At 38.0% G+C, this 13,410-nt stretch carries 13 protein-coding genes and 1 riboswitch; all 13 genes read right to left on the bottom strand.

What is annotated here, in order from left to right:
- Positions 1 to 2: 2 nt before the first annotated feature.
- The gene (rimI, locus tag HMPREF0634_RS02920; protein WP_007788846.1) at positions 3 to 449 is read right to left on the bottom strand and encodes a ribosomal protein S18-alanine N-acetyltransferase; all 447 of its coding nucleotides are present in this window, start codon (positions 447 to 449) and stop codon (positions 3 to 5) included.
- Positions 439 to 1,158 carry a tRNA (adenosine(37)-N6)-threonylcarbamoyltransferase complex dimerization subunit type 1 TsaB gene (tsaB, locus tag HMPREF0634_RS02915; RefSeq protein WP_007788899.1) on the bottom strand — a complete coding sequence of 240 codons (720 nt, stop codon included), beginning with the start codon at positions 1,156 to 1,158 and terminating at the stop codon, positions 439 to 441. The genes rimI and tsaB overlap by 11 nt, the downstream gene beginning before the upstream one ends.
- Positions 1,155 to 1,613 carry a tRNA (adenosine(37)-N6)-threonylcarbamoyltransferase complex ATPase subunit type 1 TsaE gene (gene tsaE, locus HMPREF0634_RS02910; RefSeq protein WP_007788893.1) on the bottom strand — a complete coding sequence of 153 codons (459 nt, stop codon included), beginning with the start codon at positions 1,611 to 1,613 and terminating at the stop codon, positions 1,155 to 1,157. Before tsaE ends, tsaB begins: the two co-directional genes overlap by 4 nt.
- Positions 1,614 to 1,856: 243 nt before the next feature.
- The gene (locus HMPREF0634_RS02905) at positions 1,857 to 2,777 is read right to left on the bottom strand and encodes a phosphate acyltransferase (protein WP_007788840.1); all 921 of its coding nucleotides are present in this window, start codon (positions 2,775 to 2,777) and stop codon (positions 1,857 to 1,859) included.
- A gap of 345 nt (positions 2,778 to 3,122) precedes the next feature.
- Complete coding sequence (locus tag HMPREF0634_RS02900; RefSeq protein ID WP_007788836.1) at positions 3,123 to 3,917, bottom strand: acyl-CoA dehydratase activase; 795 nt, start codon at positions 3,915 to 3,917, stop codon at positions 3,123 to 3,125.
- Between the two features lie 288 nt (positions 3,918 to 4,205).
- Entirely contained in the window at positions 4,206 to 4,826 is a 621-nt protein-coding gene (locus HMPREF0634_RS02895) for an ECF transporter S component (protein ID WP_007788901.1), read from the bottom strand.
- Positions 4,827 to 4,914: 88 nt separating this feature from the next.
- A riboswitch (FMN riboswitch) is annotated at positions 4,915 to 5,026 on the bottom strand.
- Between the two features lie 66 nt (positions 5,027 to 5,092).
- Positions 5,093 to 7,255 (bottom strand): Tex family protein, encoded by a 2,163-nt coding sequence (locus tag HMPREF0634_RS02890; RefSeq protein WP_007788872.1) that lies wholly within the window; start codon positions 7,253 to 7,255, stop codon positions 5,093 to 5,095.
- A gap of 47 nt (positions 7,256 to 7,302) precedes the next feature.
- A protein-coding gene (gene prfB, locus HMPREF0634_RS02885; protein ID WP_408634983.1) for a peptide chain release factor 2 occupies positions 7,303 to 8,413 on the bottom strand; the annotation gives its coding sequence in 2 pieces (ribosomal slippage) (positions 7,303 to 8,346 and positions 8,348 to 8,413; 1,110 coding nt in all).
- Between the two features lie 120 nt (positions 8,414 to 8,533).
- Positions 8,534 to 9,532 (bottom strand): D-2-hydroxyacid dehydrogenase, encoded by a 999-nt coding sequence (locus HMPREF0634_RS02880; RefSeq protein ID WP_007788835.1) that lies wholly within the window; start codon positions 9,530 to 9,532, stop codon positions 8,534 to 8,536.
- 331 nt (positions 9,533 to 9,863) lie between these two features.
- Positions 9,864 to 10,874 (bottom strand): electron transfer flavoprotein subunit alpha/FixB family protein, encoded by a 1,011-nt coding sequence (locus HMPREF0634_RS02875; RefSeq protein WP_007788870.1) that lies wholly within the window; start codon positions 10,872 to 10,874, stop codon positions 9,864 to 9,866.
- 27 nt (positions 10,875 to 10,901) lie between these two features.
- A complete protein-coding gene (etfB, locus tag HMPREF0634_RS02870) occupies positions 10,902 to 11,687 on the bottom strand; it encodes an electron transfer flavoprotein subunit beta (protein WP_007788868.1) in 786 nt (261 codons plus the stop codon).
- A gap of 16 nt (positions 11,688 to 11,703) precedes the next feature.
- Positions 11,704 to 12,846, bottom strand: a complete 1,143-nt coding sequence (acdB, locus tag HMPREF0634_RS02865; protein ID WP_007788862.1) for a putative isocaproyl-CoA dehydrogenase AcdB — start codon at positions 12,844 to 12,846, stop codon at positions 11,704 to 11,706.
- A 27-nt stretch (positions 12,847 to 12,873) separates the two neighbouring features.
- The coding region (locus HMPREF0634_RS02860; RefSeq protein WP_007788857.1) for a 2-hydroxyacyl-CoA dehydratase subunit D at positions 12,874 to 13,410 on the bottom strand (537 nt) is incomplete at its 5' end.

Below are 13,410 nucleotides of genomic sequence, written 5' to 3'. Positions count from 1 at the left end.
TACTAAAACACCTCCCTGAGCTGTTTCCACATTATTATTGCATCTTCCCTATTGTTCGTATAGTATTCCTTCCTAACACCGCCTGCCAAGAAGCCATACTTCTTGTATAGGCCCTGGGCCACAAAATTTCCAGACCTTACCTCTAGGGTTATGGAAGCCATCTTATCCCTGTCACACATATCAATTAGGGCTTCAATAAGACCATTACCTATCTTTTTCCCCCTAAAATCCTTGTGTACAGCCACATTTGTAATATGGGCTTCATCTAATATATACCAGGCCCCGACATAGCCTACTATCTTGCCATCTTCTTCTGCTACTATATATCTTGACAGTTTGTTCTTTAGTTCCCCCCTTAGGGAGTTATATGACCAAGGGTCCTCAAAGGCAGATACTTCTACCTCATAAACCCCCTCTATATCATCGACAGTCATCCTTCTATAAATCATTTTTCATAGCCCTCTGCTTTTCTTCATATTGAACCTCTGCCTGAGACTTTCTAATGTACATAGGCATTATATCATAGCAGGTATGGATATCTTGTCTCATAGTATACTTGTATAAGGCACATGCACATACACTAGCTGCCCTGGATACATTTGTATTATTAGATGCCAAGCTTATATTAGGACCTAGGTCTCTTAACTTGTCCTTATACTTGTTGAGACCTTCACCCAAGAATATAGTCCGTCCATCAAGATCTTTTACTTCTTCTACCAGGTCATCTATATCCACAACCCTTATATCCCTAACTAGCCTTGGTCCCCCATCTATGTTTTCATATATGGCAGAATATACCTGGCTAGCCTGGGCATCTAAAATTGGCACTAGTCTGGCCTGACAATTATATAAATTATAGGCTAGGCTTTCTAGGGAATTTACACCTACTATAGGCAGGTTTCTTACATGACCAAGGGCCTTTACAGTTGCCATTGCTATCCTAATCCCCGTAAAGGAACCTGGACCAATACAAACTGCCAGAAGGTCCACATCATCAACCTTCATATTAGCCAACTGGAACAAGGTCTCCAACATGGGCATTAACTTTTGTGAGTGGGTCCTCTTGTCATTTATCACAAGTTCTCCCAACAAGTCCCCATCTGACCATAGGGCTACGCTGGCAGCCCTAGTCGAAGTATCTAAACCTAAAATAATCATCCTCTAGTAACCTCCTCTACTAGCCTCTCATAGGCCTGGCCCCTAGGTATAAATTCCAGGCGCCTACCCTCATCTTCATACTTTATATTTATATCCAACCTCTCATCAGGTAATACATCTTCTATTATCTGAGACCACTCTATAATACAGACTCCTTCAGAACCTATATATTCTTCAAAACCTATATCATACATCTCATCACTTGATCCTATCCTATATACATCAAAGTGGTTTAGCTTTAACCTGCCCTCCTCATATTCATTGACTATAGTAAAGGTAGGACTAGTTATATCATCTTTTATATCCAGGCCAAGGGCAATAGACTTTGTAAGGGCGGTCTTGCCAGCACCCAAGTCACCATTTAGGCACAAGATAGCTCCTGGAAACAAAACTTCCCCTATCTTTTTACCTAGACTGGAAGTAGCTTTTTCATTTTCTAGATAAATACTCTTCATATAGCCTCCTCATACATCAAATAATATTATTATACCATTAATAGACTCTATCCCACAAATAAATATGCCTAAAAAGACACTACCCAAGTCTATTGACTTCCAAACTCAATAAAATCTGAAAGCCCTAGACTCGGGTAGTGTCTCATTTATAAATATTATAATCAATATATGTTTACTAATTTCACGTGTCCATATATACTAAAAATTACATCTAGGTATGGACTCATAAACCCCTATAGGTTTTTATTTTCCTGCATTCCTAGCAGCTAACATACAAGAAACGGCTATAGAAACTAGCTTAGCAGATTCTCCGTCAGACCTAGAACATACAACGATTGGTACCTTAGCACCAACAACTATACCACCGAATGTCCATCCACCTAGGTACTTAGCAGTCTTAAGTAGTACATTACCAGCTTCGATTGCTGGAACTATTAGGATGTCCGCATAACCTGCAACTGGATCATCTATACCCTTTACTTCAACGGCATGTAGGTCAACAGCATTGTCCATCTGTAATGGTCCACTTACTATACAACCCTTGATTTCACCTTCATGGTTCATCCTCTGTAGAGCAACCGCATCTACTGTAGCTGGCATCTTTTCATAGTATTTTTCCTTTGCACAAATCATTGCCACCTTTGGCATTTCATTTCCTAGGGCATGGGCAACATCTACAACATTTTCTATTATACCCTTTTTCTGGTCAACATCTGGGGCTATAAGCATGGCACCATCAGAAGTCAGGTAGTATTTTTCCTTGTTTTCATTAAATAGGATACCAACATAACTTAGGGTATTCCCTGTTCTAAGGTTATTTTCCTTCTTTACTACTGCCTTTAGTATTACAGAAGTATCTATTAGACCCTTCATTATCAAGCTAGCCTTACCAGCAGTAACCTGGTCAACAGACTTCTGAGCCGCATCTGCCAAGTCTTCTGCATGTACCAATTCCATATCAGATATATCTAAGTTACCTTCCTTGGCAACATCTGTGATGATATTTTCATCACCAACTAGGATGGCCTTTGCAAATCCTAAATCAACCGCATTTCTTAAAGATTCTAATGTGGCTAAGTCGTGTGGTGCTGCAACTGCGACTGTCTGAATTGCATCACCAGTTTTTTCCTTAGCTAAATTAATAAAATAATCCTGATTTATCATTCTATACACTCCTATAACATAAGTCTTATTATCGTAGGTTATCCAAGAACCACTCACTTATATATATTTTATCATATTTATAGGAGAATAGTATCGTTTTCTTGAATTTTTTTGTAAATTTTTGTATTTTTTAACATTTTGTTTATATTTATAATCTTTTTTAAGCATTTCACCTATTAAAATATATCTGTAATCAGCCTATATCGTCCCTTATTCCGTTAATCTACAATTCTTGCAAAAAGTTCCTTTCAACTATAGTTGTAAAAACAGTACACACAAAAAGGGACCCTAAAAAGGATCCCCAACAAATCGAGTTAAGAGAGACTATAAATCTCTATATATTTATTAAGCGTTTTGCTTCTGGTATTCGTCATATGCATATAGGGCTGCACCTATAGCACCAGCCATCTGAGAATCAGGAGATATCAAGATATCACATTCTAGTTCTTCTTTAAGAGCCCTTACTATACCCTTGTTCTTACTAACTCCACCTGTCATGGCTACAGGAGTCTTCAAACCACCTCTTCTTGCCAAACTAGCAACCCTTGTTGCAACAGATGCGTGTATACCTCTTATGATATTTTCTAGAGGAATCTTCTTAGCCATACATGATATAACTTCTGACTCAGCAAAAACTGTACATGTAGAACTGATTGGTGTAACTTCTGTAGCCTTGGCATCTAGTTCCCCTAGTTCATCTAGCTTTACATCCAATACGCCAGACATAACTTCCAAGAACCTACCTGTACCGGCAGCACACTTATCATTCATCAGGAAGTTAACAAGACCACCCTTGTCATTTAGCTTCAATACCTTTATATCCTGACCACCGATATCTATAATAGTTCCGGCACCACCAAAGATATATCCACCACCCTTGGCATGACAACTAAGCTCACTAACAGTCTTGGCAGCTCTTTCATAGCTATTTCTACCATATCCAGTCGATACGATTAGGTCTATTTCATCGAAAGTCATTCCTGCCTTACCAAGCACTTCCTCAATAACTAGGTCAGAACCCTTAGTTCCAGCACCCAAGCTAACTACACCTTCACTTACAATTTCCTTACCATCCTTCATTATCACACACTTTGATGATGTTGATCCAATGTCAATACCCATTGTGTATACACTGCTCATTTTAAAACGCCTCCTGTACTCATATATAATTTGTTTAGATTAAATATCGTCGATAGATTTTAACATTTAGTATAATACCCATTTTTGCAAAATATAAATTTATTTCTTAACATTTTGTAGCAAATTTTAATTCTTAGCAACCGTTATCCATTGATAATTAAAAAACAATATCAAGGACTATTGACAAACCCATCTCCTCGTCAATTATATCATATAAAAGGCCCCAATTTCAATATCTTATTGAAAATAGGGCCTCTTATAAATTTTCATTTAATTTTTATTCCTAATTTAAGCTAAATTATTTTTTATCAATTTTTCAATCTTTCTGTAAAGTGGTATTGTAATTATTGATAATAATATACCCTTTATTAGGTTAAATGGAGCTATAAACCAAAGAACAAAAGATAATAGATCCTTTACATTAGGATTGATAGCTGTACCCATGCCAATTATAGCATCTAGTCCCATAAGCTGACCGTAGAATGGCAACATTATAAAGTAGTTCATAGCTGTTCCTATAAGAACCATAGCTATTGTTCCTAGGGCCAATCCCTTAACCAAAGTCTTTAAGCTCTTTTCTTTCTTATAAACAAGAGATGCCACAACTACAAAGGAAGAACCCACTACTATATTGGCTATTTCACCAACCCCACCTGTACTAGTAGCTGTAATCAGGTGAAGAAAGTTCTTTACTGCTTCAACTGCAAAACCTGCTATTGGTCCAAGCGCCAAACCTGCTACTAGGGCTGGCATATCTGATAAGTCAATCTTTAAGAAACCGGGAAATAGTGGTATTGGCATTTCTAAAAACATCAATGCATACGCTATCCCAGCCAATAGGGCTACCTTTACCAAAGAGATTGTAGATACTCTTCTCTTCTTTAAATTTACTGAATTAACCTTTTCCATTTTATCCTCCTGTTTTTCGAGGGAAAAATAAAATTCCTGGAGAAAACATCCCCAGGAATAACAACTTCATCACAATAAACATTGCTATAGAATACTTCTCTCATCCAGACTTTACTGTCGGCTTTGGAATTTCACCAAATCAGCTTACGCTCGCGGGCTATACCGCCGGTAGGGAATCTCACCCACCCCCGAAGATTAATTTTATTTATTTTACAAGATTATTATATTAGAATCTTGTCTAAAAGTCAATATTATTTGATCATATTTTAAGCCTGTAGATCCTGGCTAACCCCCTTCATTGAAAGGGATACTCTGCCCTTGTCCTTGTCAATTCCTATAACCTTTACCATGACTATATCACCAACTGTCAAGAAGTCTGATGCATTTTTTACCATCTTATTTGATATCTTGGATATATGGACCAGGCCATCATTTTTTATACCAATATCGACAAAGGCTCCAAAGTCTACAACATTCCTTACCGTACCATTCAAGACCATGCCTTCTTCAAGGTCTTCTAGCTGCATTACATCTGTTCTTAGAATAGGCTTTGTACCACTTTCCCTGATGTCCCTACCAGGCTTTTTAATTTCTTCAATTATATCCTTTAGGGTAGCCTGACCTACCCCTATGTCTGAACTAAGTTTGTCCAAGCCATAATCTTTGACTTTTTTATCTATTTGGTCTAGCCTTGATGCATCCACATCATCTAAACTGTAAGCCAGTAGGTCTAACATGGCTAGACAGGCCTTATAGGATTCTGGATGAACCCCAGTATTGTCCAAGGTATTCTTTGCATTTGGAAGTCTTATAAAGCCTGCAGCCTGCTTGAAGGCAGCTGGTCCTAACCTCTTTACATTTTTTAAATCATTAATGTCTTCAAAGTCTCCATTTTCATCCCTGTAGGCAACTATATTCTTGGCTAGGCCTGAAGATATACCAGCAACATGCTCGAGTAGGGAGTATGAAGCTGTATTTGCATCCACACCTATCTGGTTGACAGAGTCTTCTACCACACCATCCAAGATCTCAGTCAGTCTCTTTTCATTTACATCATGCTGGTACTGGCCAACACCTATACTCTTTGGCTCTATCTTTACCAGTTCAGCCATAGGGTCTTGGAGCCTTCTAGCTATTGATATAGCACCTCTTATGGATACATTTATGTCTGGATGCTCCTCATTGGCTAGTTTGGAGGCAGAATAGACTGATGCCCCTGCCTCATTTACTATCAGATAGGAAACCGGCCTATCTATTTCACCTATCATGTCTGCAACAAATTTTTCCGACTCTCTTGAAGCAGTCCCATTACCTATGGATATTATATCAACCTTATGCTTTTGAATTAATTTTTTGAGGATAGACTTGGCCTCCTCCACCCTATTCTGTGGCTTGGTTGGATATATAGTTGTAAAATCCAGTAACTTACCATTTTTGTCGACTACTGCTATCTTACAACCAGTCCTATAGGCTGGGTCAAATCCCATAACTACAGCATTTTTTATTGGTGGCTGTAAGAGCAAACCCTGGAGGTTTTTGCCAAATACCTTTATAGCTCTTTCCTGGGCCAGGTCTGTCAGGTGGTTCCTGACCTCCCTCTCTATTGCCGGGAAAATTAGTCTCTTATAGGCATCTTGGGCAACTTCTTCCAGGATACCTTCATTTCCCATATTTTGAGGACTCCTGTATGAGTCAACAATCTTGTCTATCATTTGTTGGTCATCAACCAAGACCTTAACGCTTAGGAAGCCTTCCTTTTCACCCCTGTTTATGGCTAGGGTCCTATGTGGCAGGATATCTACAACCCTCTCAGTAAAGTCATAGTAGATTCCATATACAGAGTCCTCTTCTGACTTGGCCTTTGACTGAACCTGGCCTCTTTTCAAGGCCTGGGACCTTATATACTTTCTTATCTCTGCATCATCACTCATGACTTCTGCAAGTATATCTTTTGCTCCTGATATGGCCATGTCAATATCGTCTAGACCATTTTCCAGATCAAGAAATTTCTCTGCCTCTTTTCTTATATCTAAATTTTTGGATAGGAGTATCATATTAGCCAGTGGTTCTAGACCCCTCTCCTTGGCAATAGTTGCCCTAGTCCTCTTTTTCTGCTTAAAAGGGGCATATATATCTTCTACCTCCTGTAGGGTCTTGGCCTTGTCTATAGCTTCAACCAGGCCCTTTTCAAGTTTGCCTTGTTCATCTATCAGCCTCTTTACATCCTCTTTTCTTTCTTCAAGATTTCTAAGGTAGGTCAACTTGTCCCCAAAATCTCTCAACTGGACATCTGTCATCTCTCCAGTCATTTCTTTTCTATACCTTGCTATAAAGGGTATTGTATTACCTTCATCAATTAACCTTATGGTATTTTCTACCTGACTTGGACGCAAGCCCATCTCTTTAATAAGTATTTCTTTAATATCCATAATTTCCTCTTAATATATTTTTTCGTATCTAGATTAAGTCCAGTTATTTATACTTTTTGCTTTAGGTATTCGAACATAAAATTGTCCAGCTTACCATCCATAACTGCATCTACATTAGCATTTTCTTCATTTGTCCTGTGGTCTTTTACCAGCTTGTAGGGTTGGAATACATAAGACCTTATCTGACTTCCCCAGGTAATCTGTGAGTACTTGCCCTGGAGGTCTTCTATCCTCTCCTTGTTCTCTTCTTCCTTTAGTTGGATAAGCTTGGCCATCAAAAGCTTCATGGCTATATCCTTGTTGGAATGCTGACTCCTTTCATTCTGACACTGGACTACTATACCTGTAGGTATGTGCGTAATCCTGACTGCAGAGTCTGTCGTGTTTACATGCTGACCACCTGCACCTGATGACCTATATGTATCTATCTTTAGGTCTGTCTGATTTATTTCGACCTTTATATCCTCGTTTAATTCGGGTACTACATCTATTGAAGCAAAGGATGTATGTCTCTTACCAGACGAGTCAAAAGGAGATATCCTAACCAACCTATGTACTCCCTTTTCACTCTTTAAGTGACCATAGGCATTTTGCCCCTGGACTAGTATGGTTGCCGTCTTTATACCTGCTTCAGGATCTGAGTTAATATCTATTAACTTGACCTTATAGCCACTGGATTCAGACCACCTGATATACATCCTTAGCAACATTTGGGCCCAGTCTTGGGCATCTAGTCCACCAGTACCAGAGTTCACCGATAAAATTGCATTGTTGGAATCATACTGACCACTAAATAGCATTTCCATTGTCATGCGGTCTAGATTTTCCCTGGCATCTTTTACCTGGTCAATTATTGAATTTTCTATTTCCTGGTCTTCTTCTGTGCTATCTTCTTCACTTAGTTCTAATAAAATATTTATATCCTCTATGGAAGTTATTAGTTGGCTATACTGTGTCAACCTGACTTCAATAGTTTTATTTTCTTGCAAAATCTTATTGGACTTGTCAGTGTCCTCCCAAAAATCTTGTTCAGCCATCAATTTTTCAATATCTACCTTTCTAGACTCTAGACCCTTTAGGTCAAAGTGACTCACCCAATTCTTTGGCCTTCTTTATCATATCTTCATATTCAGACTTATAATCTTGAACGTTGATCAACCCTATCACCCCTTAGTTATTTACTTAATTTCATTATTTTATTATAGCACAAAAATGCACGCCATAAAATATGGCGTGCATTGATAAAAAAATTAAAATTTTAGAAAGGCTCTTGCCTAATTAAGCATTCATACAGTTCTGAACTTTACCAGTTTCGATTTCTACCTTAAGGTTGTCAAGGGCAGTTGAAACCATATTATCTACTGCAGTTTCAGTAAAGAATGCGAAATGTCCTGTCAACACAACATTGTCCATTCCCATTAGCGTTTCAACTACTGTTCCTTCTATCTTCTTAGGATCTATCTTCTGATTTACGTATAGAGTTTCGCATTCTAGAACGTCTAGAGCTGCTCCCTTTATCTTTCCAGATTCTAAAGCTTCTACTACATCGTCTATATTAACTAGACCACCCCTACCAGTGTTAACTAGGATAGCATGATCCTTCATGTGCTTTATTCTATCCTTGTTTATCATATGGTAAGTACCATCAGTTAGTGGTAGGTGAAGAGAAACAACATCTGCTTCTTCTAGTAAAGCTTCAACAGTATCTCTATATTCTAGGATTCCATCTGCACCTGGGTTTTTAAATTCGTCAAAACCTATAACCTTAGCCCCTAATCCCTTGAATAGAGTTGCAGCTGTAAGACCTATTCTACCAGTTCCTATTATACCTACTGTACAGCTTCTGATTTCCTTAGAGATAAGATCCTTATTCCAAGTGAAGTCACCCTTAAACTGAGCTGCTCTAATATGTCCGATATTTCTTAGTAGTGTCATAGCGTGTGTAACAGCTAATTCAGCTATTGCATTTGGAGAATATCTAGGTACATTTGTTACAGAGATTCCGTATTTTCTTGCAGTCTTAAGGTCGAACATATCAACACCAGCAGTTCTAGATGCGACCTGAGTTAGGCCATATTCCTTCATCTTCTTGAATATTTCTTCATCCTTAACAGGTATAACCTGCTGGGTAGTTATTCCGTCATAACCCTTGGCCTTTTCGATTGATTCTGGTGTGATTAGACCATATTCTAAGTCTACCTGAACTCCATTTTCTTCTGACCATTTTTTAAATGCCTTTTCTTCGTAACCCTGTACATGATATGCTAAAATTTTCATAACACTGCCTCCTAATACACATAAATTTACTTTAAACTAATAAAAACATTAACTAATAATTTTGATTCTTTTTCTTTAATTTTATACTATATTCTGTTAATTTAAACGTTTTCTCAACATATTGATTAACAACACAATTTTATAAACACATAAATATTAAAAACACAAATTTTATGTCACTCATATGACAATAACAAATTTTTAACTATCAATATTAAAAAAACACAGCTGAATTAATACTTCAGTTAAAACTATGATAATAGGTCGCCATATACTAGATACGGCGACACAACTACCACTATATAGTTTGTAGATTAAAAATTCTACTTAATTACTTAACAGCCTTTAAAGCTTCAAGTATTTCTGGTATTACCTTGTAAAGGTCACCAACGATACCATAATCAGCAACGCCGAATATTGGAGCATCTGGATCCTTGTTTATAGCTATTATAAGGTCAGATTCCTTCATACCAGCTAAGTGCTGTATAGCTCCTGATATACCACAAGCTACGTATAGGTTAGGCTTAACAGTAACACCTGTCTGTCCTACCTGGTGAGATCTGTCTATCCAACCAGCGTCAACAGCTGCTCTTGAAGAACCAACTACACCACCTAAAGCTTCAGCTAATTCAGCTATAAGCTTGAATCCGTCTGGAGTTCCTAGTCCCTTACCACCAGATACGATTATGTTAGCGTCTGTTAGGGATATCTTTTCGTGTGCAGACTTAACGATTTCTAATACCTTAGTTCTGATATCAGATTCCTTAAGATCTATGTTTAACTTAACAACTTCACCAGTTCTAGAGTCATCCTTTGGAGCCTTGTCCATAACACCAGGTCTAACTGTAGACATCTGAGGTCTATTGTCTGGGCATATGATAGTAGCCATTATGTTACCACCAAATGCAGGTCTTGTCTGCTTAATCTTACCATCTTCTGGATCTATTTCTAACTTAGTACAGTCAGCTGTAAGACCAGTATTTAGTCTAGAAGCTATTCTTGGAGCAAGGTCTCTACCTATATGAGTAGCACCAACTAAAACTATTTCTGGCTTGATTTCATGAACAGCATCAACTATAACCTTAGTATAGGCATCAGTTGTGTAGTTCTTTAAAAGAGCATCATCAGCTACATATACAGTTTCAGCACCGTAGCTAATTAATTCTTTTGCCAATTCGTCCATATCCTGACCAAGAAGTATAGCATTTAACTTAACTCCTCTAACGTCAGCTAATTTTCTACCTTCTCCTAGTAATTCAATTACAACTGGAGTAAGTTTTCCCTGTCTCTGTTCAGCATAGACCCAAATGTTCTTGTACTGATTCAATTCATTTCTATCCATAATACTCTTCTCCTATAAACAATTAAATTATATTATATGTACAGCCTTTAATTCGCTAACAACCTTAGCTGCAACTTCTTTTTCAGTTCCTTCTAATATAACACCCTGACCCTTTACTTCTGGTGTAAATGATCTAAATACTCTTGTAGGTGATGCCTTAAGACCAACTTCAGTCTTTTCTATATCAACATCATCTATTGAAAGAACCTTAATTTCCTTTTCATAGGCTTCGAATATTTTATCTATGTACATATGTCTTGGTTCGTTAAGTTCCTTAACAGCTGTAAGTAGAGCTGGCATCTGTAATTCGATCATTTCATATCCATCTTCTAACTGTCTCTTAACTGTAAGTTTCTTTCCATCAACCTTTAGACCTTCTACATATGTAACCTGAGGTATTCCAAGCTTTTCAGATATCTGAGGACCAACCTGAGCTGTATCTCCATCTATCGCCTGTCTACCAGCTAATATTAAATCATAATCTCCAATAGCTCTAATTCCTGCTGCTATTGCATTTGAAGTAGCCCATGTATCTGAACCACCGAAAGCCCTATCTGATAGTAGAATGGCTTCGTCAGCTCCCATTGCTAAACACTCTCTAAGCATTACATCTGCCTGTGGAGGTCCCATTGAAACAACTGTTATATGAACATCTTCATTAGCATCCTTGAATGCTAGAGCCTGTTCCAAGGCATTTGCATCATCTGGGTTTAATATACTTGGTACACCTTCTCTTATCAAAGTGTTTGTTTCTTTATCAATTCTAACTTCTGTTGTATCTGGTACTTGCTTTACGCATACTATGATCTTCAAAATTCACACCACCCTCTTATTTTAATACATTTCCTGCGATTACTATCTGCTGAACCTGAGAAGTTCCTTCATAGATTGAAAGAATTCTAGCGTCTCTGTATATTCTTTCTATTCTATAGTCCTTAACAAATCCGTATCCACCGTGTAGCTGTAATGCCTTGTAAGCAACTTCATTAGCTACTTCTGCAGCATAGTACTTAGCCATTGATGATAGAAGAGCAGGGCTCTGCTTGTTGTCCTTTAACTGAGCTGCCTGATGAACTAATAGTCTAGCAGCTTCAACCTTAGTAGCCATGTCAGCTATTGTAAACTGAGTGTTCTGGAACTTAGAAATTGTCTTACCAAACTGTACTCTTTCCTTAGTGTACTTGATTGCTTCATCTAGAGCAGACTGAGCAACACCAACTGCCTGAGCAGCAACACCTATTCTACCAGCTTCAAGAGTATTCATCATAACCTTGAAACCGCCACCTAGCTTACCAAGTAGGTTTTCTTTTGGAATTTTCATATTTTCAAATATAAGGTCTGATGTTCTAGTACCTCTGATACCCATCTTATCTTCGTGTGCACCATGAGAGAATCCTTCCCACTTAGTTTCAACTATGAAAGTAGATATTCCTCTAGTTCCCTTACCCTTTTCAGTTACAGCAGAAACTATAGCAAAATCACAGAAAGGACCATTAGTTATCCAGCATTTTCTACCATTTAGTATATAGTAGTCACCTTCAAGTACTGCAGTTGTCTGAGTAGCACCTGCATCTGAACCAGCACCTGGCTCTGTAAGACCGAATGCACCAACTAGTGTACCATCAGCTAGTGGTTTAAGATATTTCTGCTTCTGTTCTTCAGTACCGAAGTTGATTAGTGGAAGTGCAACCAATGATGCACCTGCAGTTACGTAAGTACCACAAGAAGCATCTGCTCTTGATAATTCTTCCATTATTAGCGCGTATGAAACATAATCTGCTCCCGCACCGCCATATTCCTTTGGTACGATTGGGCAAGAGAATTTATATCTAGCTAGCTTGTCAATAAATTCCTGTGGCATATCAACGCCTTCTCTGTCCATCTTTTCAGCTAAATCAGTATCATACAATTCACGCTGGCAAAAATCACTAATTGATTTTTTTACTAATTCATGCTCTTTTTTTAGTATCATTTTTAACCTCCAAAAATTTGATTACAATTACGCTAATATTTCAGCGAATGTTTGTATTCTTGTTCTTATTTGTTCTATGCTAGTTGTTCCCTGTTCAATCTCAATAAATAGGTGAGGTACTCCTGCCCCTTCCATATCCTTCTTGAAGATTGGATAGTCATATTCTTCTGGGTCACAGAATTTCATTAGTGCGTAAACAACACCGTCAGCGCCTAACTTCTTAGCATCTTCTACTACCATCTTACCTCTTAATTTAGCAGGGTCGTATGCTAGTGAACATCCTTCAACGTCAGCCCACCACTGTGCCATTCTTTCTAATGCGCTACCACCTTCTGGGATTAGAGTTCTGAACTGTCTAGTTTCCTGAGCAATATCATCAGCTACTATAGCCATGTTATTTGCTTCGAATACTTCTAATAATCCCTTATCATCTAGTATTATACCAGAAGTGATTATCTTCTTGCCCTTAAAGTCTTCCTTAGGCATAGCCTTTAGGCCTGCTACCAATTCTTTAACTAAAGCTGTATGTTCTTCAACCTTCATAAAGTGAGCACTCTTTAATAC

It is taken from the genome of Peptostreptococcus stomatis DSM 17678, from assembly GCF_000147675.1.
GTDB lineage: Bacteria > Bacillota > Clostridia > Peptostreptococcales > Peptostreptococcaceae > Peptostreptococcus > Peptostreptococcus stomatis.
Note: the sequence above shows the minus strand (reverse complement) of the source record. Positions and strands in the feature narration are given on the sequence as shown.